20 protein-coding genes are annotated in these 24040 nt (G+C 38.1%); 11 read left to right on the top strand and 9 right to left on the bottom strand.

Features of this window, described 5'->3' with window-relative positions:
* Positions 1 to 222 carry a DUF2788 domain-containing protein gene (locus I6E80_RS13470; RefSeq protein WP_002962930.1) on the bottom strand — a complete coding sequence of 74 codons (222 nt, stop codon included), beginning with the start codon at positions 220 to 222 and terminating at the stop codon, positions 1 to 3.
* A 95-nt stretch (positions 223 to 317) separates the two neighbouring features.
* A complete protein-coding gene (locus I6E80_RS13465) occupies positions 318 to 1085 on the bottom strand; it encodes an alpha/beta fold hydrolase (protein ID WP_024599569.1) in 768 nt (255 codons plus the stop codon).
* Between the two features lie 220 nt (positions 1086 to 1305).
* Between I6E80_RS13465 and seqA the strand changes: the two genes are divergently transcribed.
* The 7 genes from seqA to I6E80_RS13430 all read left to right on the top strand — a co-directional run bounded on the left by seqA (position 1306) and on the right by I6E80_RS13430 (position 9284).
* The gene (gene seqA / locus I6E80_RS13460; RefSeq protein ID WP_076924595.1) at positions 1306 to 1902 is read left to right on the top strand and encodes a replication initiation negative regulator SeqA; all 597 of its coding nucleotides are present in this window, start codon (positions 1306 to 1308) and stop codon (positions 1900 to 1902) included.
* Positions 1903 to 1911: 9 nt separating this feature from the next.
* Positions 1912 to 3549 (top strand): phosphoglucomutase (alpha-D-glucose-1,6-bisphosphate-dependent), encoded by a 1638-nt coding sequence (gene pgm, locus I6E80_RS13455; protein WP_197185748.1) that lies wholly within the window; start codon positions 1912 to 1914, stop codon positions 3547 to 3549.
* A gap of 119 nt (positions 3550 to 3668) precedes the next feature.
* On the top strand, positions 3669 to 4721 hold the full coding sequence (gene astE / locus I6E80_RS13450; RefSeq protein ID WP_024605565.1) for a succinylglutamate desuccinylase: 1053 nt from the start codon (positions 3669 to 3671) through the stop codon (positions 4719 to 4721).
* A 265-nt stretch (positions 4722 to 4986) separates the two neighbouring features.
* A complete protein-coding gene (locus I6E80_RS13445; RefSeq protein WP_170070840.1) occupies positions 4987 to 6201 on the top strand; it encodes a thiamine pyrophosphate-dependent dehydrogenase E1 component subunit alpha in 1215 nt (404 codons plus the stop codon).
* Positions 6201 to 7178 (top strand): alpha-ketoacid dehydrogenase subunit beta, encoded by a 978-nt coding sequence (locus I6E80_RS13440; protein ID WP_024599564.1) that lies wholly within the window; start codon positions 6201 to 6203, stop codon positions 7176 to 7178. The genes I6E80_RS13445 and I6E80_RS13440 overlap by 1 nt, the downstream gene beginning before the upstream one ends.
* 8 nt (positions 7179 to 7186) lie before the next feature.
* Positions 7187 to 8770: a dihydrolipoyllysine-residue acetyltransferase gene (locus I6E80_RS13435; RefSeq protein WP_197185747.1), complete on the top strand. Its 1584-nt coding sequence runs from the start codon at positions 7187 to 7189 to the stop codon at positions 8768 to 8770.
* 148 nt (positions 8771 to 8918) lie between these two features.
* Positions 8919 to 9284 carry a DUF805 domain-containing protein gene (locus I6E80_RS13430; protein WP_197185746.1) on the top strand — a complete coding sequence of 122 codons (366 nt, stop codon included), beginning with the start codon at positions 8919 to 8921 and terminating at the stop codon, positions 9282 to 9284.
* Between the two features lie 68 nt (positions 9285 to 9352).
* Here I6E80_RS13430 and I6E80_RS13425 read toward each other — a convergent pair whose 3' ends face one another.
* Complete coding sequence (locus I6E80_RS13425) at positions 9353 to 10528, bottom strand: putative manganese transporter (protein WP_197185745.1); 1176 nt, start codon at positions 10526 to 10528, stop codon at positions 9353 to 9355.
* Between the two features lie 120 nt (positions 10529 to 10648).
* Positions 10649 to 12274: a M28 family metallopeptidase gene (locus I6E80_RS13420; protein WP_197185744.1), complete on the bottom strand. Its 1626-nt coding sequence runs from the start codon at positions 12272 to 12274 to the stop codon at positions 10649 to 10651.
* 113 nt (positions 12275 to 12387) lie between these two features.
* On the opposite strand from I6E80_RS13420, the gene I6E80_RS13415 reads away from it, so the two are divergent.
* The 4 genes from I6E80_RS13415 to I6E80_RS13400 all read left to right on the top strand — a co-directional run bounded on the left by I6E80_RS13415 (position 12388) and on the right by I6E80_RS13400 (position 18524).
* On the top strand, positions 12388 to 13200 hold the full coding sequence (locus tag I6E80_RS13415) for a DUF3025 domain-containing protein (RefSeq protein WP_197185743.1): 813 nt from the start codon (positions 12388 to 12390) through the stop codon (positions 13198 to 13200).
* On the top strand, positions 13197 to 13985 hold the full coding sequence (locus I6E80_RS13410; protein WP_170070845.1) for an ABC transporter ATP-binding protein: 789 nt from the start codon (positions 13197 to 13199) through the stop codon (positions 13983 to 13985). The genes I6E80_RS13415 and I6E80_RS13410 overlap by 4 nt, the downstream gene beginning before the upstream one ends.
* The gene (locus I6E80_RS13405; RefSeq protein WP_197185848.1) at positions 13978 to 15186 is read left to right on the top strand and encodes an ABC transporter permease; all 1209 of its coding nucleotides are present in this window, start codon (positions 13978 to 13980) and stop codon (positions 15184 to 15186) included. Before I6E80_RS13410 ends, I6E80_RS13405 begins: the two co-directional genes overlap by 8 nt.
* Before the next feature lie 278 nt (positions 15187 to 15464).
* The gene (locus I6E80_RS13400; RefSeq protein WP_197185742.1) at positions 15465 to 18524 is read left to right on the top strand and encodes an ATP-binding protein; all 3060 of its coding nucleotides are present in this window, start codon (positions 15465 to 15467) and stop codon (positions 18522 to 18524) included.
* Between the two features lie 25 nt (positions 18525 to 18549).
* Here I6E80_RS13400 and I6E80_RS13395 read toward each other — a convergent pair whose 3' ends face one another.
* The 5 genes from I6E80_RS13395 to I6E80_RS13375 form a co-directional block, all read right to left on the bottom strand.
* The gene (locus tag I6E80_RS13395) at positions 18550 to 19383 is read right to left on the bottom strand and encodes a UDP-2,3-diacylglucosamine diphosphatase (protein WP_170070847.1); all 834 of its coding nucleotides are present in this window, start codon (positions 19381 to 19383) and stop codon (positions 18550 to 18552) included.
* A gap of 580 nt (positions 19384 to 19963) precedes the next feature.
* Positions 19964 to 21688, bottom strand: a complete 1725-nt coding sequence (locus I6E80_RS13390; protein WP_197185741.1) for a proline--tRNA ligase — start codon at positions 21686 to 21688, stop codon at positions 19964 to 19966.
* A gap of 89 nt (positions 21689 to 21777) precedes the next feature.
* On the bottom strand, positions 21778 to 22482 hold the full coding sequence (tsaA, locus tag I6E80_RS13385; RefSeq protein WP_197185740.1) for a tRNA (N6-threonylcarbamoyladenosine(37)-N6)-methyltransferase TrmO: 705 nt from the start codon (positions 22480 to 22482) through the stop codon (positions 21778 to 21780).
* A gap of 205 nt (positions 22483 to 22687) precedes the next feature.
* The gene (locus I6E80_RS13380) at positions 22688 to 23257 is read right to left on the bottom strand and encodes an outer membrane beta-barrel protein (RefSeq protein ID WP_024599554.1); all 570 of its coding nucleotides are present in this window, start codon (positions 23255 to 23257) and stop codon (positions 22688 to 22690) included.
* Positions 23258 to 23530: 273 nt separating this feature from the next.
* The gene (locus I6E80_RS13375; protein WP_007586808.1) at positions 23531 to 23995 is read right to left on the bottom strand and encodes an acyl-CoA thioesterase; all 465 of its coding nucleotides are present in this window, start codon (positions 23993 to 23995) and stop codon (positions 23531 to 23533) included.
* Positions 23996 to 24040: the final 45 nt, after the last annotated feature.

The following is a 24040-nucleotide window of genomic DNA, read 5'->3' as shown; positions in this document are numbered from 1 at the left end:
TTAACCTACACCTGCGCCTTGCCAAAATACTTGAATAAGCCCTTTAGCAATAAAGCCCGAACAACCTAAAAAGAGCACGCCCCAGACAATGTATTGTCCGAACTTAGGCACATTGCCACTTTTTAGTACGTCTTTAATTGCCATGCCGATGAATATGAAAATACCGGCTAAGCCAAAATACAACCCTAGGGTATCAAATTCGTTAATTAACTGACTGACCATCAACGTATAACCTTTAAATTAAACGGCGCGTACTATAGCATATAATTATTCATATATTTAGTGCGCAAAATCAAAAACACGCGATTAAAATTACTTTAAACCGCAGTTAAAAAGTCGTTTATCGCTTTATTTACAGCAAGTGGCTTTTGAGCATGAAGCCAATGGCCTGCGCCATGAATTATTTTAGCTTTAGTATTTTTAAAGCGAGCTTTAATTGCAGTACGATGCTCAGGCAAAATATAGTCAGAATCATTACCTTTAATGAAAAGAGTATCGCATGAACAAGAATTATTTTCATTAACATTGGATGTGATTGTAGAATATTTTTCGTCAAGCACATTTAAGTTAAACCGCCATGCAAAATGACCTTCCTCATTTTTAGCGAGACTTTTAAGTAGAAACTGTCGCACTCCCAGTTCTTCTATATAAGGTTGCATAATTACATCAGCTTGTTTTCTATCATCTATTGACTGCGCTGAAACCGCTTTTAATGCTTGTAATATTTTTGTGTGGCGAGCGGGGTAACTAACAGGTGCTATATCAAGTACAACAAGCTTATTTACAAGTTCAGGATGTGTAAGCGCTAATTCCATTGCCACTTTACCACCCATAGAATGCCCAACTAAATGTGCTTTATCTATGTTCAAATCTGCTAATAACTCAACAATATCTTGAGCCATTGCCGGGTAGTTCATTTCCTTGCTATGCGGTGAAAGTCCGTGGTTGCGTAAATCAACGTTAATAACATTAAAGTGTTCACTTAATGGTTTTGCGATTACATTTAGGTTTTCTAATGATCCAAAAAGCCCATGTATCAAAATAACATTAGGACCTTGCCCTTGTTGCCTGTAATTTAACTGCATACCCGCCTCCTGAAAATTTCGCCATAGTTTGCCGAGCATTGCTCTAAAAAGCAAAAAATACAGCGACTAATTATTAAATTGGGCTTTTGGGCGTTAAATCAACAACAATTAGGTAAATATTAATATGTTTACGGGAGTGCTTGTTGTAACTCGCATTTCTGATTGGTTTGGGTATAATCACACGGGAGAAAAAAATGTGACCCGTAATGACAGGAAGAACATGAAACAAATCGACATAGACGACGAGTTATATCAATATATTGCAAGCAATACGCAAAGTATTGGTGAAAGTGCATCCACTATTTTACGTCGTTTATTAAATCTGAGCGGCGAAAAAATTCAAACCGCAAACGTAGAACTAACTCAAAATAATCAAACTGCGACTACGTCTACCGCCACATTAAAAAGCTCAGAGCCATCTGCTGCTGAGACTGCAAAAAAACAAACGCCTTTAGCTCACGCACCAGTGAAGCAAAAAAGCGATAATGTTTTTAATGTATTAAATAAAGAAGAGCTGGCAATGCAAAAGGGCGTTGTTGGACGCTTTTTGTTTATTTTAAGTGCATTTTACCGCACACATAAAACTGATTTTTCTGCGGTATTAGACATAAAAGGGCGTGACCGTGTTTACTTTGCTACTAGTAAAGAAGCTTTAGTAAACAGCGGGAGTAGTATGAACCCTAAGAACATAACCGATAGTGAATATTGGGTTATGACTAACTCTAATACAACACGTAAAAAAATGATGCTTCATGAAGTTGCTCTTTGCCTTGGATATAGTGCAGAGCAAGCTGAAAAAATTCGCGATTACCTGTAAGGAAATATAATGGCTATTCACTCAGGCGCAGGCAAAACTGCTCCACAATCGGCATTGGTTAACGTACCTAAATTAGTATCTGCGTACTACTTAAACGAACCTGATCTTGAACAAAATCCAGATCATTGTGTTGCTTTTGGTACTTCAGGGCACCGTGGTTGTTCTTACGATGTTAAATTTAACGAGTCACACATTCTAGCGATTACTCAGGCTATTTGTGATTACAGAAAACAAAATGACATATTTGGTCCGTTATTTTTAGGCAAAGACACACACGCATTGAGTGAAGCGGCATTTAACTCGGCTATTGAAGTATTAGTTGCTAACGAAGTGCAAGTGATAACGCAAGAAAACGGTGATTTTACACCAACGCCAGTTATCAGCCACGCTATAGTGAGCCACAATAAACTACACCCAAATGAATTAGCAGACGGGATTGTTGTTACGCCTTCGCATAACCCTCCTGAAGATGGTGGCTTTAAATACAATCCACCTAATGGCGGACCAGCTGATACCGACGTAACTAAGTGGATTGAAGACAGAGCTAATCAACTTTTATTAGAAGATTTAGTTGAAGTTGAGTTATTCCCATTCGCTAAAGCATCGCGTTCGGGCTTTATCCGCTACGAAGATTTAATGAGTCCTTATATTGATGACTTAGCAAATATCGTTAATTTAAAAGCAATCAGCGATGCAGGTATTAAAATTGGTATTGATCCATTAGGTGGTTCAGGTATTAATTTTTGGCCAGTTATTGCAAAAAAATATAATTTAGATTTAACCGTAGTTAATGATGTTGTTGATCCTCGTTTTGCTTTTATGCCACTTGATAAAGACGGCAAAATTCGTATGGATTGTTCATCACCTTATTCAATGGCAAATCTTATTGCACTAAAAGATGATTTTGATGTGTCTATTGGTAATGACCCTGACTACGATCGTCACGGTATTGTAACGCCAGATGGCTTAATGAATCCAAACCACTTTTTAGCAGTGGCAATCGATTACTTACTTAAACACCGTGATTGGAATGAAACCGTAGAAATTGGCAAAACATTGGTTTCTAGCTCTATGATCGACAAAGTAGCTGCTCGCAACAACCGTAAGGTTAAAGAAGTACCAGTAGGCTTTAAATGGTTTGTTGAAGGCTTAAGCAAAGGCAAGCTTGCCTTTGGTGGCGAAGAAAGCGCAGGTGCTGCATTCCTACGTTTTGATGGCTCTGTATGGTGTACAGATAAAGATGGCTTCATTATGGGTCTATTAGCCGCAGAGATTTTGGCTGTGACAGGTAAAACGCCATCAGTGCTTTATAAAGAATTAGAACAAGAGTTTGGTTCTCCAATTTATAAACGCCTAGATGCACCAGCCACAAGCGGTCAAAAAGCACGTTTAAAAGCATTGAGTGCTTCTGATGTTAAAGCAGATACACTTGCTGGCGAGCCTATTTTGCAAAAATTGACTCATGCACCAGGTAACGATGCCGCCATTGGTGGTTTAAAAGTGGTAACTGAGAACGGCTGGTTTGCAGCGCGTCCATCAGGCACTGAAGATATTTATAAAATATACCTTGAATCATTTAAAGGTGAAGAGCATTTAGCATTACTTGAAAAAGAAGCTAAAAAGCTTGTAGATTCAGTTATAAGCTAACTTAATCTAATAATTTTAAAACGGCTGATTTATTCAGCCGTTTTCGTTTCTATACCTTGTGTATATAAAAATATATTCATAAGAGTCTACTCTCACATTATTTTTTAAGGGCTTATTATATGTCAGCCAATCCATCTTACTTAAATGAATTAAAACACACTGGCGATTTTTTAACGCTTAGTTGTAATAACGAATGGCATTTAGATGCAGGTGAGTTTGTTTTAGATAATGGGACTCGTGTAAATATACACGATACCGGTGTAATCGAGTTTCAACCTGCTGTTACAACGTCGAAAGATGTAGTTTATTCAAGCGCCGTACACGGTAACGAAACTGCGCCAATTGAAATTTGTGATGCACTTATTAAACAAATTATAAAAGGCGAGTTGATACTTAAGCAGCGCGCTTTGTTTATTTATGGTAATCCACAATCAATTAATATTGGCCTGCGTTTTGTAGAAGAAAACTTAAATAGATTATTTAATGGTCACCATACAGTTGAAGGTGTACCAATGAATAATGAGCGTACCCGTGCTGCAAAGCTTGAGCAATACGTAAGCGATTTTTATACGCGTGGCGAGCAAGGCAGTAGCCGGTGTCACTACGACTTACACACTGCAATTAGAGGCTCTAAAAACGAAAAATTTGCTGTGTATCCATTTTTACATGGTAAGCCTTGGAAAAAGTCTCAGTTACAATTTTTATTGAGTTGTGGTGTAAATACCGTACTTATGATGAAATCTCCTGCAACAACATTTAGCTATTATTCGTCATTTGTACATGGAGCTGATTCATTTACCGTAGAGCTAGGTCAAGTTAAACCATTTGGTCAAAACGATATGGCTCGCTTTGAAAAAACAAAGCAAACCTTAACTGCATTAATTAGTCAAAATGAAGTTGAATATCCTGAATTTAATGCAAACGATTTTGAGTTATTTGCTGTCCATCGCACAATTAATAGAACACAGGACGATTTTAGTTTTCCTTTTTCTGATAATGCTGAGAACTTTACTGGCTTTGCGAAAGGTGAACTACTTGCAACCGACGGTGATAAAGCGATTTACGCTGACGTTGAAGGAGAGGCTATTATTTTCCCAAATGCGAGCGTAGCATTAGGGCAAAGAGCACTCCTTACAGTTATTCCAATGGATATTGATAGCAATTTCGTCTAATTAAACTCATCAGACCACTGATGTCTTCAAGTTAACTATATGATTACTATTAATTAAAGTAATCGTATCGTTAACTTGCCACTTATTTAACCTGTATTTGCTTTTGTTTCGTCCCAGATCTGTTGAATAACACTTTACGTTAACGTAAAGTGTTGGCAGCTTTAATTAAAGATAGTGCAGATGTTGCAAAGTTTAACCAGCAGCAATCACCCATAATAATAATTTAAAGGGGCACTGTTTTACCGACAACAAAAGAAGGTAGGTTATGAGTAATCCAAATAACGTATCGCTGAATATTAACCACGAGCTTGAATTTATTGATGGTCAAGCGCTTAATATTCCAACCCTTAGTATTTTAACTGAGGACGGCGACATTCATCCTAGTGCAACCGCACCTGATATTTCAAAACATACCGCTATTAAGTTATATGAAACAATGCGTTTTATACGTTTGTTAGATGAACGTATGCAAGGCGCGCAGCGCCAAGGCCGTGTTAGTTTTTATATGCAATGCCTAGGCGAAGAAGCCGCAGTTACAGCCTCTGCTGCTGCACTTGATCAAAACGATATGATCATGGCTCAATATCGTGAACAGGCAGCACTGCATTATCGTGGCTTTACGCTTGATCAATTTATGAACCAAATGTTTTCAAATGAATTGGATTTAGGTAAAGGTCGTCAAATGCCAATTCACTATGGTTCTAAAGCGCTAAACTACATGACGATCTCATCGCCATTGGGTACGCAAATACCACAGGCAACAGGTTATGCATATGGCCAAAAAATAAAGCACATCGACGCTAAAACAGGCGAGCTTTCCAGCACAATTGATAATGTAACCATTTGTTATTTTGGTGAAGGTGCTGCATCTGAAGGTGACTTTCATGCCGGTTTAAATATGGCCGCTGTTCACAGAGCGCCGGTTATATTTTTTGCACGTAATAACGGTTATGCCATATCTACCCCTGCTGATGAGCAGTTTAAAGGCGACGGTATTGCATCGCGTGGTGTGGGTTATGGCATTAAAACAATTCGTGTTGATGGCACAGATGCACTTGCTGTTTATGCGGCAACTAAAAAAGCACGCGAAATAGCTTCAACACAAGGTGAACCTGTACTTATTGAATCGATTGCTTATCGTTTAGGAGCGCATTCTACATCAGACGATCCAAGTGGTTATCGCTCTAAAGATGAAGAAGCGAATCATCAAACGTGTCCTATTGATAAATTTAGAAAATGGCTGGTCAAGCAAGACTGGTTAAACGAAGAAGACGATTTAAAAGCAAAAGAGTCGATTCGTGAAGAAATTTTAGCAGCGCTTAAACGTGCTGAAGTTGTTGCGAAGCCCGCTTTAGAAGAACTGGTATCTGACGTTTACGATACACCAATTCCATTATTGCAACGCCAGTACGAGCAACTAAAAGAACATATAAAACAGCATCCAGATGCTTACCCAGTAACCGCAGGGAGAATTAAGTAATGGCTAAAATGAACATGCTCCACGCAATTAACTCTGCTCTCGATATTACGATGAATGAGCATCCTCAAGCCTGTATTTTTGGTGAAGATGTTGGTTACTTCGGTGGTGTATTTAGAGCAACATCTGGCTTGCAAGAGAAGTACGGTAAACACCGTGTTTTTAATACGCCTTTAACCGAGCAAGGTATTTTAGGTTTTGCTAATGGTTTAGCGGCTTTTGGTGCGCCTGCATTAGCAGAAATTCAATTTGCTGATTATATTTTTCCAGCGTTTGATCAAATAGTAAATGAAGCCGCTAAGTTTCGTTATCGCAGTGGTAATGAATTTAATGTCGGTAACTTAACTATTCGTACGCCCTATGGCGGTGGCATTGCCGGTGGTTTGTACCATTCACAATCACCCGAAGCGTATTTTGCGCACACACCAGGTTTGAAAGTAGTTGTACCGCGTAACCCTTATCAAGCTAAAGGATTATTACGTGCGTCAATTAAAGACGACAACCCGGTCATATTTTTTGAGCCTAAGCGTTTATATCGTGCATCAATTGGCGAAGTGCCAGAAGAAGATTATAGTATTGAATTAGGCACGGCTGAAGTAGTACAAGAGGGTAGTGATATTACGCTTTTAGCGTGGGGTGCTCAAATGGAAATTATTGAAGATGCAGCAAAGCAAGCAAGCGAGCAAGGTATAAGCTGTGAAGTAATTGACCTTCGTAGTATTTTACCTTGGGATGTTGAAACGATTGCTAAATCGGTTACTAAAACCGGCCGTTTAATCGTGAGTCATGAAGCGCCTATAACCAATGGCTTTGGTGCAGAGATAGCAGCAACAATACAACAAGAGTGTTTCTTGCATTTAGAGTCGCCAATTTTACGTGTATGTGGTCTAGATACCCCATACCCGCTGGCACTTGAAAAAGAATACGTACCGGATGCACTAAAAGTGTTGGCTGCAATTAAACAATCAATGGATTTTTAGGGGTTACCATGGCTAAAGATTTTATATTACCCGATATTGGTGAAGGCATTGTTGAATGCGAAGTAGTTGAGTGGCTAGTACAAGAAGGCGATACCGTATCTGAGGATCAGCCAATTTGCGATGTTATGACAGACAAAGCATTAGTACAAATTCCGGCAGTGCATGATGGCGTAATTTCAAAGTTATATTATCAAAAAGGAGAGATTGCTAAGGTACACGCTCCTTTATTTGCTATGGATGTAGCAGGTGAAAGCATTAGCAATGAAGTAGTACAAGAGCCAGTACAAGCTGGAAATAAAACTAATGATGCAGCTAATGTGGTTGAGGACTTTATATTACCAGATATTGGTGAAGGTATTGTTGAGTGTGAGATTGTTGATTGGTTAGTTGCTGAAGGCGACGAAATAGAAGAAGACCAAGCGGTTTGTGACGTAATGACCGACAAAGCATTAGTACAAATTCCGGCAAAATATACAGGCACTGTACAAAAGTTATATTATCAAAAAGGCGAAATAGCCAAAGTACATAGCCCGTTGTTTCAAATGACAATTGCAGGCAGTGCAGCAAAACCAAATGTTGATATAAACCAAGCGGTCGTAAAGGCTCAAACTAATGCCGTCGCTGAAAATGTTGCCCCTGTTAAAACGCAGCAAGCTGCTAAAGTTATCAATCAAAAAGCGGTGGCATCGCCTGCGGTTCGTCGTAAAGCACGTGAACTAGATGTTGATTTAACCTGTGTACCAGGTAGTGGTAAAAATGGACGTATTTACAAGCAAGATATTGAAGAGTTTGTAAAAGGCGAAGTGCCAAATACTATTGATACTTCACCGCTTGATAGCGATGCTTCTCAAAGTGCAGTACAAAACCAAACGCGGAATCAAAGCGGTGGCGTAAGAGTCGAGCAAATTAAAGGCATTAAAGCGGCCATGGCCAAGCAAATGGTAGCGTCGGTTTCAACTATTCCGCACTTTACGTTTAGTGATGAAATAGACTTAACACAGCTTATAGCTTTGCGTAGTTCTTTAAAAGAGCAGTACAAAGCACAAGGCGTAAAGCTCACTATGATGCCATTTTTTGTAAAAGCATTGTCGCTAGCAATGAAAGAGTACCCTGTACTTAATTCAAAAGTGAACGATGAATGCTCAGAGCTTACCTATTATAACGATCATAATATTGGTATAGCGGTTGATTCTAAAATCGGCTTGTTAGTGCCTAACATTAAATCGTGCCAGAGTAAGAGCATTGTTGATGTGGCAAATGATTTAACCCGGTTAACTCATTCATCGCGAGAAGGGCGTGTTGCACCGGATGATTTAAAAGGTGGGACAATTAGCATCTCTAACATTGGTGCGATTGGCGGCACTATTGCGACCCCTATAATTAATAAACCAGAAGTGGCAATTGTTGCGCTTGGTAAATTACAGTATTTACCGCGTTTTGACGAAAGTGGGCAGGTTGTAAGTAAAGCTATTATGCAAGTGAGTTGGTCTGGGGATCATCGTGTTATTGATGGGGGCACTATTGCTCGTTTTAATAATTTATGGAAATCGTACTTAGAAAATCCATCAGCAATGATGATGGCTATGAGTTAACAGCTAAATTGTTAATATGTAATAAAAACCAGCTTTTAGCTGGTTTTTGTTTTAATTTGAGCTGTTTTTAATTAAGATACAAATGTTACTAAAAAGTAATTAGATTAACCCCGTTAGGGAATATAAAAAATAACACTAAGGAAATTTCATGGAACATTATATGAACGCGTTGCGTAGCTACGCAGATTTTTCAGGCCGTAATCGTCGTAAAGCATATTGGATGTTTACATTATTTAACTTCATTTTTTCAGTAGTTTGTAATGCGATTGATGGTGTACTAGGAACAATGTTCATTGGCTCTATTTATAGCTTAGCGCTATTAATTCCTGGCTTAAGTGCGGGTGCACGTCGTCTTCATGACACAGGCCGTTCAGGCTGGTGGCAGTTACTTTGGTTAGTACCAATCATCGGTTGGATTGTTTTAATTGTTTTTCTTGCGCAAGATTCGCACGAAGGCGAGAACGATTTTGGTCCAAATCCAAAAGAATTAGCAGCAGAACCAACTACTGTATAAGTAAGAATAACTTAACATGTTAAAAGCTCAGCAATTGCTGAGTTTTTTGCGTTTTTAAATCTCATTTTTTAAATTTCAGCAAAAAAATACAATCCATAACCAACTATTAATGCGGGAATAGACGTATAAAGTGTAGCTATAACTGCAGCTTTGGGCGCCATTGCTATTGCTGGGAATAACGCATCACCATCGTTAGAAATTGCGTTTCCTGCTAAAGCACTAAAGGGAATAATGCCTTGAATATAAAGCGTTGTAACAATTATTTGCGGGCCACAGCCGGGTAAAAATCCAATAAGCACTGCAATTAATGGGGCCAAATAGGCGTAATGTACAAACCACGTTTTTAAATCAAGTCCGGCAATGTTAACCAAAATCTCAAATAGCATAAAAGAGGCGACAACCCATGCCGTAACAAAATGGGTATCTTGTAATACTTTTATTATTTTAGAAGGAGGGTGACATGCATCGTCTTCTGACGTTACTTCTTGATAGGTTTCACCTCTTGACGAAAGTGCCCAAATACTAACAATAAATAAAGCCATTAATGCACCAAATAGTGTAATTACAGTGCTTGTGTTTGAACCAAACTGTGAAAAATCAACATTAAACGCAATCAAAAAGGCAATTATAAGGCTTGGGATAATTGCTACCATCCAAACCGGTTTACTGATTTTAATAATGTTAGCTGAGAGTATTTTAATTTGGTGCTTTTGTTCTTGCACTGTTGGGCGTAAAAAGTCTTTTTTGTGTATTGTATTAACCAGTAAACCACTAAATGTACCCACAACTAACCCTATTCCCATAATTAACAAGCCTTCAGTAGGGCGGGTAGCAAGTAATAAAAATGCTGCATCTCCCATTGTAGCTGTTAGCACCGCAACTATAGCACCAAAGCTTGCTTGGCCTTTCGTAAATTGAGTAACCACAATAATAGCGCCACCACAGCCAGGTAATGCACCTAAAACCGCTGCAAAGCTAATTTCTAAAATAGGGGACTTGGCACTTAAATAACTAAGCTCTAATTGAGGTAAGTGTTCTATAGCGTAGTAATAAATTAAAAGGGTAGCAGCAACAAACACACTCACTTGAAAAAATGCATCACTGAGTGCGGTCATTGTAATTTCGCGTAATTGCGGTATTGCAAGGCAAGTTAAAATAAATAAAGGCAGCAGTAAGCGTTTATTTTGGCTCAAAAATCGTTTTGAGGCAGGAGTAATAAATCCTATTTGAGAGAGTAAAATCATACAGTGTTACCAATTAAATAAACGTGGTAACACTGTATATTTTAATTAAATGATAATCAATATCATTTGTATCTATTTAAATCGATTACTCACTTTGAGTTTTTCGATGTTAAACCTATGTTATTTACGTTGAAACTCTGAGTTTGCATTCCAAGTAGGCCATTGCTCTTGTTCAGATATATTAAAACCTACTTTATAAAATAATTGTAAGTCTTGAACAGCGCCTGATAAATCCCACTCATCGCGGTACCTATCACAAGGCTGATGGTAACAACCACGAAGCACTAAACTCATACGTTTACGATAATTTGCTGTATCTTCATCGGCTGGTACTGTACCACCGCCTGCGTACATTGCAGGAATACCCATATTTGCAAATGCAAAGTGATCAGAGCGGTAATAGCCACCCGATGATGGTTTTGGATCGCCAGATATTGTTCTACCTTGCTCTTTTGCTGCGGTAGTCAAAAATTCGTCCATTTGCGATTTACCAATACCCACTACATTCATATCTTTAACTTTACCTAGTAGGTTTAAGCTATCCATATTTATGTTAGCAACAGTTTTATTCGCTGCAATAACCGGGTTTGCTGCGTAATATTTAGAACCAAGTAAACCTTGTTCTTCTGCAGTTACTGCCAAAAATGTCATTGAGCGGCTAGGGTGTTTTGGTAATTTAGTAAAGGCTTCAGCTACTTCAATAAGCCCAGCGGTACCCGTTGCATTGTCGTGAGCACCGTTATAAATTTGATCGCCTTTACGTGTTTTATCTGTACCTAAGTGATCCCAATGAGCCGAGTAAATAACATGCTCATCTGGTTTTTCACTACCAGGTAGGGTTGCAATAAAGTTGTACGACACTGATTTTTTAATCGTATTTTTAACATTAACAGAAGCAGTTAAATCGCCCATATCAACATGGTAAGCACCTTTAGCTGCGTTTTCTTTCGCAGTATCAAAATCTAATCCTGCTTTAGCAAAAAGCTCTTTTGCTACTTCAGTTGTAACCCAGCCTTCAACGGCTACACGGTCCATGTTGTTGTTTTCTTTTTGAAAACCAAACTGCTCGCCGCTCCACGAGTTTTCAACAACCGACCACGGGTAAGAAGCAGGTGCTGTTTCATGAATAATAATTGCACCAGCGGCACCTTGTCGACTCGCTTCTTCGTATTTGTATGTCCAACGACCATAATAGGTCATCGCGTCGCCAGTAAATAAAGTAGGGTCTTTTGTTGCAAAACCTGGATCGTTAACCAGCATTACAACCGTTTTGCCTTTAACGTCTAATCCTTCGTAATCATTCCAATTGTATTCAGGTGCGTTAACGCCGTAGCCCACAAATACAAGTTCAGAATTTTCTATGCCTTCTTGTGCGCTTATGCGGCTGCTACCCATAACCATGTCTTTTTTGTATTGATAGTCTTTACCACCAATACTTAATACCATGTTTGCATCAGCCTCAAGCGACACAAGTGGAACTTCTTGTAAGAAGCTGTCGCCATTACCTGGCTCTAAACCTAGGGCTTTAAACTGCGCAGTTAAATAATCAAGCGTTAGCTTTTCGCCAGGTGATGAAGGAGCACGACCACCAAATTCGTCTGATGCGAGTACTTTTACATGTTTAGCCAATTCATCAGCTTGAATACTGTTATAACCATTTGTTACATCAGTAGGTGTAATACTTGTTGTTGCGCAACCTGCTAAAACAGCAGTAGCGAGGAGTGTGAGAGAGAAATAATGTTTCATGTCAGCTCTTTTTTTGTTTTAAGTTGTGATTAGTATATTAACTTCTATTAAGTAGAACCAGTTTTTGCGGTAAACTTCTCGTAAATTATAGGCATAAATTGTTAAAGGTTTAAATGAAGCGTTTTACTCCCCCCGAGCAGTGGCAAATTAGTAGTTTAGAAACCGGTGCATTTTCGCACTTACGTGAGCTATTTAAAGTTAACGAACTAACTGATTGGCCGGCTCCGCAGTGGTTTTCTCCATTTTTAACCGCTATTAATGCGAATAATATTCCTATTACTTTTGAAGATGATGCAAAGGTAGACTTTGGCGATCGTTATTACGAACAAGTTATTTTTGAAACGGGTCTTGTACCTACACGCAGTGAGAATTGGCATGACTTGTTTGGTGGCTTTATTTGGTGTTTATTTCCTAAAACCAAAGCGCTTATTAACCAGCGTCATGTGCAAGATATAGCTGAACATGGTTTGCAAAAGCGTACCAAACATCGTAATGCATTAACGCTCTTTGACGAATGTGGTGTGGTATTGGCAATAAGCGATACTAAATGGCAAGAATTGCTTCGCGATCACCAATGGAAAAAAGCGTTTGTTGAGCATAAAAGTGAATGGGGAAAAAGCATTAAAGCGTTTATGTTTGGCCATGCTAATTATGAAATGCTCACCAAACCTTATATAGGTTTAACGGGTAAAGCATTGTTTGTTTGTGTACCAGATGAAACATTTTGTAAAGATTTAGTTACTCAATATCAGTACCTAGACCAAGCCCTTTATGAGATGATTAAAATAGATAACTGCTTAGCCGATAACAAACAGCTTTCGCCACTGCCATTATTAGGCGTGCCTGGTTGGCATGATGAAAACAAAGACGACTCTTTTTATAACAATACAGATTATTTTAGAGCGAAACGAAGGATACGAACATGATAGAAGTTGCTGGGCTTAAAAAGAAATTTAAGCTAACTAAAGATCACAAAAAAAATAAAATAGACGACATCGATCCTCGTGAAGATAAAGACTATTTTCATTCAGTACGAGACGTAAGCTTTAGTTGCGCGAAGGGTGAGGTACTTGGATTACTAGGACCCAATGGCGCAGGTAAAACAACAACACTTAGAATGATATCAACCGCATTAAAGCCCGATGAAGGTTCAATAACAATTGCTGGAAACGACATTGTGAAAAAACCGTTATTAGGGCGTAAGTCTATCGGTTTTTTATCAGGTTCTACCGGTTTATATGGTCGCTTAACTGTAAAAGAAAACATAGAGTATTTTGCAAAGCTTCACGGTATGAGCAAAAGCGATATTGCATCGCGTTGTGATGAGCTATTCACATTGCTTGATATGCATAAGTTTGTAGATAAACGCGCTGAAAATCTATCAACTGGTATGAAACAAAAGGCGAATATCGCTCGTGCTGTTGTACATCGCCCAGCAGTAGTGGTGCTCGATGAGCCAACAACGGGGCTCGATATAATGACCACGCAAACCGTTATTCAATTTATTAAGGGCTTAAAAGCGCAAGGTACTCCTGTTATTTTTTCTACCCATCATTTAGATGAAGTTGCACTTTTATGTGACCGAGTCGCTGTAATTAACGAAGGTATTAGTTGCTTTGACGGAACAGTAGATGAATTTAAACTAGCAGGTAATAGTGATGAGCTTAATCAAGCGTTTATGAACATATTAACGGAGAAACATGATGTTTGAAGTATATAAAAAGGAATTAAAAGAGCTCCTTCGCGACAAAAAAACCCTTATGTTTGTTGTGTTGCTGCCAGTACTTATTTTCCCAATAATATTTGCTATTGTTGCTTTTATTGGCACGCAAGCTGCACTTGACGCCGATCAAAAAGTAAATACATACGTCATTATTAACGGCGAATACGCACAAGAATTTACTGACAAAGTATTTTACCATAAAAGCTTTGAACTCTATAATGGCAGTAAAACCTTTAATACAATAGAAGATCTCAAAGCAGGTGTTACCGCCGGCGACATAGATATGGGGATTTACTTGCCAAGTAATGCCGTAAAAACTCTCGACAGTGGTGAGCAAAGCAAATGGCAAGTTGTATTTAACGATGCTAAATCAATAAACTATTTATTCGATCGGGTTAAAGAACTTGCTCAGGAATACAGTGACGTACTGCAAGCTGATAAGTTAAAAAGCTTTGGGATAGAAGAGTCTGCGCATAAAGCTATTCTTGACCCTATTGAAGTTGTTAAAGTAGATACAGCCGATAAACGTGAAAACTTAGGTGAAAAAATAGGCGCCTATTTACCTTATTTACTTATCCCATTGGTTTTAATGGGGGCTACTTACCCAGCTATTGATTTAGGTGCTGGCGAAAAAGAACGCGGCACACTAGAAACACTCCTACTTACACCCATTACACGTACAGAATTGGTGCTCGGTAAATTTATAACATTACTTACTACCTCTATTGCATCAACCACTATTACGATTGTGAGTATGGGGTGTTGGGTTGCAGTTGCATTAACATTTGCTGACTTAGATTTTATTAAAACGGCCTTCGGTACGCTAGCAGTTAGTGATTTACTGATGATTTTTTTACTTTTACTTCCGCTGGCTGCCATATTCTCTTCTTTAGCGTTAGCTATCTCAATCTATGCGCGTACATTTAAAGAGGCACAAAATTATATGCAGCCTTTAAGTATGGTAGTATTTTTCCCTATCATTATTTCCATAATGCCAAATATGGAATTGACTGCTAAAACCGCGTTTATCCCGGTAACAAACGTCGCATTAGCCATTAAAGACATAATTAAAGGCACAGTTGATTATACCTTTGTAGGGCTAATATTTTTAGCAACCGCACTTATTGCAGGTGCGTTACTAGCATTTTGTGTTAAATGGTTTAACCGAGAAGATGTATTATTTAGATAATTATATAGATTTAGCATTCTAAAAAAATATAAAAGGTAGCATTGGCTACCTTTTATATTTTAAAGGGATGATTGGTTGAAACAACTATTTTATAGTCTGTGTAAGTCGATACGGATACTCTCATTCATTTATAATTCATATAGAGAGTGAGCTTTAAATAAAACTAATGATTTAGTCTTTTTATTATAAAAATTATAACGATAACCGATTAGTTAGATGGTCCAATTCTTTCGTTAATGCTCTATACTAATAACAATAAAAATTTATGGTGAAGGTAAATGTTAAAAAGAAATATTTTGTTGAATGTAACAAAAAATAATAAATTAATGCTCGTTGCAACAATAATATTTGTTCTTATAGCTTTGCCTTCTCTATATTTGTTTGATCAAAAAGTAAGAAGTGATGTTTACCATTCAGCTCAAATAGAATTAAAACGTGAGCTTGAAACAAAAAGCCTTTCACTAAAAAACCATCTCAAAGATAGTGTTACCGCTATTCGCTTTTTAGACGCTACCCCCCCGATTAAAGGTATTACTCGCGCCACTGAAAACAAGAAAATAGATCCCTTGTTAGGCACGCACATTGACGTTTGGGAAGAACGCTTAGCGAGCATTTTTAGTGGTTTTATGCGCACAGATGACAGCATACTTCAGGCTCGCTATATTATTCTCGCAGATGGTGGGCAAGAAGTTGTCAGGGTTGATCGAAACCAGCTTGGGGAAATTAATCGACTGCAAGGCCTGCAATTACAAAAAAAAGGTCAACGCGATTACATGATAAAAGCGAGCATGCTCGATAATAAAAGTGTTTATATTTCTCCTATTAACTACAACCGTGAAAATGGGCAGATACAAGAACCCTATATAAGTACTTTTCGTGTAGCTAAGCCTGTTTTTGATGAAAAAAATAAGATATTTGCAATATTAGTCACTAACTACTTTGCTGATAAATTAATAAAAAGTTTAACGGTTGAATCGCCAGATGGAACACACATTTACCTCATGAATAATGAAGGTGAATTTCTATATCATCCAAACTCTCAACTACGTTTCGGATTTGAATTTAATAAAGCGAAAACGTGGACTGAAGAATTCTCCGCTGCAACCACAATGCTAGAGCAAGGTACTTTACCGCTAAGTAATTACCCAATTTCTTATACATTAAAAAAACGTATTTCGCTTGAGGGTGATATTGCGATGTTACCTTTAGAGCTTGGTGTAAGTGTTAATACTAAAACATTGTTAGCAAAAGTTAGTGAAAGGCGTCAAAACTTTATTGTTATGCTACTCATGTTTTTTGGTATATTTTTAATTATCGCCTTTTTATACCAACGTTTCATCAACCGTAAATTGTTAATTAACTCATTAAAAGAGCAAAACAATAAAGTAATTGAAAACTCACTGGATGCTATTTTTACAATTGAGCAAACTGGCGAAATAGTTCACTTTAACAGCACGGCTAAAGAGGTTTTTGGTACTTCAATTACAGGTGTTAGTCCTGACTTTGTCTCTTTATTTAACTTAAATGAAGTCGATAACAACTGTATAGAAGAGACTATTTCAAACGGGTCAAAAATGCCGTTTGAAGCTATCTACACAGATGGTTATGGCAATAAACAATACTTTTCAATTACGCTCAGCAGTATTTTTGATGTATACAATAACCGTTATCAAGTAGCGGCTATTTTAAGAAATATTAGCTCCTTAAAAAACACTCAATCAGAGCTTGAAGGTTTGAACAGTACTTTGGAGCTAAAAGTATCACAAAGGACTGTTGAGCTAGAGCGCGCAATTGATCAAGCATTAGCAGCAAGCCAAGCAAAAAGTGATTTTGTAGCAAATATATCCCACGAAATCCGTACACCGATGAATGGCGTTTTGGGTATGCTTGAAATGCTCAAAGAAGATGGCTTAAGCGAACAACAATATCATTACCTAAAACTAGCCAACAGCAGTGCTAACTCATTGATGAACTTGATTAACGATATTCTCGATTTTTCGAAAATAGAAGCGGGTAAGCTTGATATTGATAATCATACATTTGATGTTGTTACAGTATGTAGCGATATGATTAGCTCTTTAGCGTTACAAGGCCAGCGCAAAGGTCTTGAAGTATTTTTAGATACTAAAGATGTAGTAGACAGAATGGTTATCGGCGACAGCCATCGCCTTAAACAAATTTTAATTAACTTAGTTAATAATGCTTTTAAATTCACTCACCGAGGTGAAGTAAGTCTAACAATTGGTTCTAAGTACATTACCGACTCAAAGTTATTAATGAGCTTTACAATAAAAGACACTGGTATTGGTATAGCACCAGAGAACATAGACAAACTATTTGAAGTGTTTACACAAGAAGACTCAAGCACAACCCGCCACTTTGGTGGTACAGGCTTAGGTTTATCTATATGTAAAAAGCTCGCTCAGTTAATGGGTGGTAATATCACTGTTATAAGTGAAAAGGGCGTTGGTAGTACATTTACAGCAACGGTTGAGCTACACGTCGCACAAGAGAAAAAACTAAATACAGGTATTGAACTTGCTACTAGCATTAGCGTAGCTGCATTAATAGCGCGCGATAATGTCTATCAAAATGTATGCGATTTGTTGCTATTAACTTGTAAAGTAAATGCAGAAAACATTATAAGACTCGACTACTTTAGTGAGCATAAAGAGTTTGAGGCTGACTTATTATTGATTGATGATGAACACCCTCAAATTGATGCCCTTATTAATTACTGTAAACAGTTTAATAAAAAGTACGTCTTAATTTTACGCGACATGGTGACCGATAAACCAACTAAAATGGTGTTACCTGAAGGTAGCCATATTTTAAATAAACCGCTTACCCAAGATCAATTCAGCTATAAATTAGCAAGCTTATTTGGTGCTAGTAATGACTGTATTATAGCGCCACCCAAAGGCTTAACAGAAGAACAAGTAGAGCCTGACCTTTCTGCTTATCATATATTATTAGTAGACGATAATATGATAAACATTGAAGTAGCTAAGGCGATTTTAAAACGAACTAAAGTAAAAATCACCTGTGCATCAGATGGCGTAGAAGCATTAGAAGCATTGAGAGAAAACACAGAACAATCCTTTGATGTAATTTTAATGGACTGCCAAATGCCTAATCTAAATGGGTACGATACAACAAGTGAAATCAGAAATAGTAAAGCCGGAGTCGATTACACACACATTCCTATTATTGCGATGACAGCAAGCGCGATGGAAGGTGATAGAGAGCGTTGTTTAACTGCAGGCATGAACGACTATATTACTAAACCAATCAAGCCAAGAACGCTAAAAGATAAGTTAATCACCTGGCTAAGTTAATAGTTATTAATTGAGAATCAGCTGCTTATGCAGCTGATTTTTTTGGTTTAGCATCCGTTGATATATTTAACTTTGTTATGTCGGCGCTATCGAGTACGGATTGTGTGTCTGACCAATGTAGTAATTCAATTTTTCCATCTTGCTGCTCTACCAGCGCTGTACAGCTCTCAATCCAATCTCCATCATTACAATACATAATTCCGTCATCTACTTTTATTTTGGGATGATGAATGTGTCCACAAATAATACCGTCTACGTTTTGCTTTTTAGCTTCATGAATTGCGGCATCTTCGAAGGCTTTAATTGCTTCACGTGCTTTGTGTACGCGAGCTTTTATCCATGATGCAAGCGAGTAGTAATTACCACCAAATAGCTTTCGAATACGATTGGTCCAGCGGTTTAAAAATAATAAAAAGTCGTATCCTGCATCGCCCGCGATACTAATAAGTTTGTTATAGCGTGTCGCGGAATCAAAATCATCACCGTGTACGAGTAAAAAACGTTTATTAGCTTTAGTGGTGTGAATAAACTGCTGGTGGATTTCAATACCAAATAACGTTTGATTTATATAGTTCCTAAACGTTTCGTCATGATTACCGGGTATATAAATGACGCGTGTACCGTTAACTGCTTTTTGTTGTATACAGCTCAATACTTGATAATGCGAAGGGTGCCAATAAAACTGTCTTTTCATCGACCACAAATCAATAATATCACCCACTAAATAAAGTGTGTCGGATTCTACCGAGTTTAAAAAATCGAGCAAATAATCGGCTTTACAGTCTTTGTAACCTAAATGAACATCTGATATCCAAATAGTAGGGTAGTGTTGTTTCTTACGCTGTTGATTGTTTGTCATGCCCGTTATCCATAGTGTAATAATTAACACTGTAGATAAACCCAATGACACTTATGAGACACTTTAGCGAAGCCTCTATGACAATTTATACAAAGTCATGCAATTAAAATACTTATATAGAGCTAGGGCGTGTTGACCTTTCGTGATTGATTTTACAGCAGACTGTTGGTTTTTAGGCAAGGAAGATCATATGTAGCGTGGTTATTCCCCATAAATAGGCGATAACGCAGTATAAATGCCAAACATGCGCTGCCCTTTGAGTTCTTAAGGGACTATTAGCTCTTTGTTGCCTACATAGATGTCGGTAAGGGCCGTAAGCAGGACGCGGAAGCCTTGCTCGGCTTTTTAATGGATGTAAGTCAGTAGAATAACGCAGGAGCAGTTATCGAGTCTACTAGGTTACAAACTTCGCGCTGCGATTAAATCGTCCCTAGATTGAGCGAATTTCAATCCACGAGATCAATGCGCCTTAGGAAAGGTGAGTTGATGATAAGCTACCATTACGCATTGCTATTAATTGCGCATAAAAAAGGCCGCATTTTAAATGCGGCCTTATAGTCTGTTCTAAGCGTGGGTGTTATTAACCTTTAACGGCTGCTTTAATTGCATCAATTGCTGTATCGATATCAATCATTAGCTTTTCACCTGTACGGCGGTTTTTAAGCTCAACTTTATTCTCGTCAAGGTTACGCTCACCAATTACTAGCGTAAATGGCACACCAATTAGCTCCATGTCATTAAACATAACGCCAGGGCGCTCTTTACGATCATCAAATAACACATCAAGACCTGCATCTTTTAAACCTTGGTAAAGGTTATTTGCAATATCAGGAATACGATGCGATTTGTGCATGTTCATTGGAACAATTGCTAAATCGAATGGCGCGATTGATTTTGGCCAAATGATCCCGTATTGATCGTTGTTCTGCTCAATAGCAGCGGCAACAATACGTGAAACACCAATACCGTAACAACCCATAGTCATGGTTTGGTTTTTACCACCTTCGTTTAATACGCCGGCTTTCATGGCTTCTGAGTATTTAGTGCCAAGTTGGAAAATATGCCCAACTTCAATACCGCGTTTAATTTGCAAAGTACCTTCACCACATGGGCTCATATCGCCTTCAACAATATTACGAATATCAGCAACGTCGTAATCAGTTACGTCACGATCCCAGTTAATACCGCTGTAATGCTCGTCGTCTTTATTTGCACCGGCAACAAAATCAGCAAGTATGTTAGCTGTTCTATCAACAATAATAGGCATTGATAAGCCAACAGGGCCTAATGAGCCAGGCTTTGCGCCAATAGCAGCAACAATATCCGCCTCTGTTGCCATTTCAAGCGGAGAGTCTACTAATGGGTGTTTTTCAGCTTTTAGTTCATTTAATTCGTGATCGCCACGCAGTACTAAGGCAACTAAACCACGTACTTCATTTTCATCAGGCGTACCATAAACAATTAACGTTTTAACACCGCGATGTGGCTTAACACCGTAGTATTTTTTAAGCTCGTTAATAGTTTTAGCGTCAGGTGTTGGAAACGCTTTAAGCTCTTTTGATGCTTCAGGGCGAGCTTCAATAGGTGCCAGAGCTTCTGCTTTTTCAATGTTAGCGGCGTAATCACTGCCATCACTAAATGCAATTGCATCTTCGCCCGATTCAGCAAGTACATGAAATTCATGCGATACGCTACCACCAATAGAGCCTGTATCGGCTATAACAGGGCGGTAATCAAGGCCTAACCGCTCAAAAATGTTACAGTATGCTTTGTGCATTGCTTGATAAGTTGCATCTAAACACTCTTCACTTAAGTGAAAAGAGTAGGCATCTTTCATTGTAAATTCACGAGCACGCATTACCCCAAAGCGAGGACGACGTTCGTCGCGTACTTTAGTTTGTACTTGGTATAAAGTAACCGGTAGTTGTTTGTAGCTGCTTATTTCTTTACGAACAAAATCTGTAATAACTTCTTCGTGTGTTGGGCCAAGTGCAAACGTACGGTTATGACGGTCTGTAAAGCGCATAAGCTCAGGACCAAATTCATTCCAACGACCAGACTCTTCCCACAAATCAGCAGGTTGAATAACAGGCATTAGCATTTCAATGGCGCCAGCTTTGTCCATTTCTTCACGTACAATGTTTTCTACTTTACGTAGCACGCGTAAACCAGAGGGTAACCAAGTGTATAAACCCGAAGCGACGCGACGGATCATACCGGCTCTAAGCATTAACTGATGCGATACAATTTCAGCATCTGATGGCGTTTCTTTAAGTGTTGCGAGTATATATTGGCTTGTACGCATGTTTTTTCCGAAATAGAGTAATTATATTCTTTTAATAGAGCTTAAGTTTACCAGCGGATGCTTTTACACTAAAGCGCTAAGTGAGTTATTTAGTTTTTTTCTATGCTTGTTACTAAGTTATGTGCATCATTAACCTGCCAGCGAATATTAAAGTCATAGAGAGTCATCCCGTAGCTTTGCATTTCTTCTTTTTGTTTTTTATAAGCAGGGCGAGGATCTTGTTTTAAAACATTCGCTATAAAATCATGTAAGTCTGGGTATTGTGTTTGGGCATTAACGAACTCAATTGCCTGAGGGCTAAATTCAACCGTCATTTGTGTTTCAGGGCGCGTGTCAGCAAAGCCAGCGCTTGCATCGGGCATTGAGTCTGAATAAGGCAAATACGGTTTTATATCAATGATTGGTGTGCCATCAAGTAAATCAATCCCAGCAAGTAATAAGCTAAGTTGTCCGTTTTTATATTCAATGCCTTCAAGTTTTACTGCGCTCATTCCAATCGCGTTGGGTCTAAATGTAGCGCGGGTAGCGAATACGCCTTTTCGCTCATTACCACCTAATCGTGGAGGGCGTACCATAGCAGAATAACCTTTATCAGCTGTTTCGTGAAAACGAAATAGCAACCAAATATGAGTAAATTCATCGAGCCCGCGTACAAATTCTTCGCGATTAAAATCAGGTGCAAAAATAAGCTTTGCTTTAGCTTGGGGCACTAAACGCGGTTGCCTAGGTATAGCAAACTTTTGTTTATAAGGAGATTCAATGTGGCCAATAGCCGAAATGGTGTAATCGCTCATAGTACTCGGGTACAAATAAAATAGAGCGCTATTCTACCCGCATTTAGTCTTTATCGCATTAAGGTAAGAAAGTTTATTACTTATAAACCGCTCGGTTTAAATCTTTAATTAGACTGAATGGTTTATATGAGTGTATTAATTAAAAAGAGCCTGAAACAAAAAAGGTAAGCACTTAGGCTTACCTTTTATACATGTTAAATATTAATTAAAACATGTACTGAACTGATACAGATGCTACATCCATATCTGGATCAATATCGTCATCAAGTTTGTAGCGTTCGTACTCTAAACGAAATTGTACATTTGTTGTAAGTGCGTATTCAATACCCGCACCATAAAACGCATCACCACCATCTGTAGAAGCTGTTACACCGCCTACTGGTAAATCTTGTGTGTAATCAGCATCCCATTCAAGCCAACCGCCTTTTGCATACACAGAAAAGCTCTCAGTGATAGGATAGCCCAAACGTGCGGCAAGCGATACGCCATCAATTTCAGCTTTGCTGTCGATATCACTCACTTCATCAAAGTTTTGATATGCAAGCTCTAAGCTTAAGTATTCATTAAATTGTGCACCAACGTAACCTTTAAGCATTTGTGCATCGTCGTCAAAATCAGTGTCGTTATCGCTATCTTCAAATTCAAAAGAATATTGACCGTAACCAATACCTGTGTAGATACGTGGAGAATCGAAATCAGAAATGTCAGCGTGTGCTGCAGAGTTAAAACCCATTGTTGCTAAAGCAAGTGCAGAAAGAGAAAGTGTTTTAATCATTGAATAGCTCCTTTAAAATAATTTAAATGTTTGATTAAACTTATCAAACGACAATTATCTAGTTGCAGCGAACATGCCAATTTTAAAAATGATATTAAAACGCCATAATAGCTACTTTTGTATTAGTTATTATGGCGTTTAGATTGTTTTATAAACAAACTGAACTTTTTGATGATTTTGTTTTCAAATATAAGTTGTATGTTTTACAAAACATTATGAGTTTTTTACATGCCTATAGGTATAGGATACATTCTTAAATGATTATTTTGGTATCTAAACTGTATGAAGCAAGTTTTCTGTTTCTATCGCAATTTCTTTCATTTTTATAGCGTAGTTTTCTAATTTAATATCTTCTTCGGTTACGGCTTTAAACGAAGGGACTTCTATTGGGTAGCCAGTTTCGTCCATAGCAATAAAACTAATAACACAGTGGTTTGTTTCTACCATGTTCTGTGTTTTTGGGTCGCCACATCTAACTTGAATAAATATTTGCATGCTACTTCTACCCGTATGGGCAATTTTTGCTTCTACTTCTACAATTTGGCCTACTAGAATAGGGCGTCTAAATTTAACACCTGCAACCGAAACCGTTACACAGTAATGACCACTCCAACCAGCAGCACAGGCATAGCCTGCTTGGTCAATCCATTTCATGACGGCCCCACCATGAACTTTACCTCCGAAATTTACATCGGTAGGCTCTGCTAAAAAACGAAAAACAACTTTTGACGACGGCATAGATAATACTCATATTTATTAAAACTACTATTAGCATAACGTAAA

It is taken from the genome of Pseudoalteromonas sp. NSLLW218, from assembly GCF_015864775.1.
Classification (GTDB): Bacteria; Pseudomonadota; Gammaproteobacteria; order Enterobacterales; family Alteromonadaceae; genus Pseudoalteromonas.
This window is presented reverse-complemented; position numbering and strand designations above follow the sequence as displayed.

What these genes read in the sequence shown, in the direction of transcription:
- I6E80_RS13470 (WP_002962930.1), bottom strand. Translation starts at nt 222, where the DNA reads ATGGTCAGTCAGTTAATTAACGAATTTGATACCCTAGGGTTGTATTTT.
- I6E80_RS13415 (WP_197185743.1), top strand. Translation starts at nt 12,388, where the DNA reads ATGAAGCGTTTTACTCCCCCCGAGCAGTGGCAAATTAGTAGTTTAGAA.
- I6E80_RS13390 (WP_197185741.1), bottom strand. Translation starts at nt 21,688, where the DNA reads ATGCGTACAAGCCAATATATACTCGCAACACTTAAAGAAACGCCATCA.
- I6E80_RS13435 (WP_197185747.1), top strand. Translation starts at nt 7,187, where the DNA reads ATGGCTAAAGATTTTATATTACCCGATATTGGTGAAGGCATTGTTGAA.
- seqA (WP_076924595.1), top strand. Translation starts at nt 1,306, where the DNA reads ATGAAACAAATCGACATAGACGACGAGTTATATCAATATATTGCAAGC.
- I6E80_RS13430 (WP_197185746.1), top strand. Translation starts at nt 8,919, where the DNA reads ATGGAACATTATATGAACGCGTTGCGTAGCTACGCAGATTTTTCAGGC.
- I6E80_RS13465 (WP_024599569.1), bottom strand. Translation starts at nt 1,085, where the DNA reads ATGCAGTTAAATTACAGGCAACAAGGGCAAGGTCCTAATGTTATTTTG.
- I6E80_RS13405 (WP_197185848.1), top strand. Translation starts at nt 13,978, where the DNA reads ATGTTTGAAGTATATAAAAAGGAATTAAAAGAGCTCCTTCGCGACAAA.
- pgm (WP_197185748.1), top strand. Translation starts at nt 1,912, where the DNA reads ATGGCTATTCACTCAGGCGCAGGCAAAACTGCTCCACAATCGGCATTG.
- astE (WP_024605565.1), top strand. Translation starts at nt 3,669, where the DNA reads ATGTCAGCCAATCCATCTTACTTAAATGAATTAAAACACACTGGCGAT.
- I6E80_RS13420 (WP_197185744.1), bottom strand. Translation starts at nt 12,274, where the DNA reads ATGAAACATTATTTCTCTCTCACACTCCTCGCTACTGCTGTTTTAGCA.
- I6E80_RS13400 (WP_197185742.1), top strand. Translation starts at nt 15,465, where the DNA reads ATGTTAAAAAGAAATATTTTGTTGAATGTAACAAAAAATAATAAATTA.
- I6E80_RS13380 (WP_024599554.1), bottom strand. Translation starts at nt 23,257, where the DNA reads ATGATTAAAACACTTTCTCTTTCTGCACTTGCTTTAGCAACAATGGGT.
- I6E80_RS13425 (WP_197185745.1), bottom strand. Translation starts at nt 10,528, where the DNA reads ATGATTTTACTCTCTCAAATAGGATTTATTACTCCTGCCTCAAAACGA.
- tsaA (WP_197185740.1), bottom strand. Translation starts at nt 22,482, where the DNA reads ATGAGCGATTACACCATTTCGGCTATTGGCCACATTGAATCTCCTTAT.
- I6E80_RS13395 (WP_170070847.1), bottom strand. Translation starts at nt 19,383, where the DNA reads ATGACAAACAATCAACAGCGTAAGAAACAACACTACCCTACTATTTGG.
- I6E80_RS13445 (WP_170070840.1), top strand. Translation starts at nt 4,987, where the DNA reads ATGAGTAATCCAAATAACGTATCGCTGAATATTAACCACGAGCTTGAA.
- I6E80_RS13375 (WP_007586808.1), bottom strand. Translation starts at nt 23,995, where the DNA reads ATGCCGTCGTCAAAAGTTGTTTTTCGTTTTTTAGCAGAGCCTACCGAT.
- I6E80_RS13410 (WP_170070845.1), top strand. Translation starts at nt 13,197, where the DNA reads ATGATAGAAGTTGCTGGGCTTAAAAAGAAATTTAAGCTAACTAAAGAT.
- I6E80_RS13440 (WP_024599564.1), top strand. Translation starts at nt 6,201, where the DNA reads ATGGCTAAAATGAACATGCTCCACGCAATTAACTCTGCTCTCGATATT.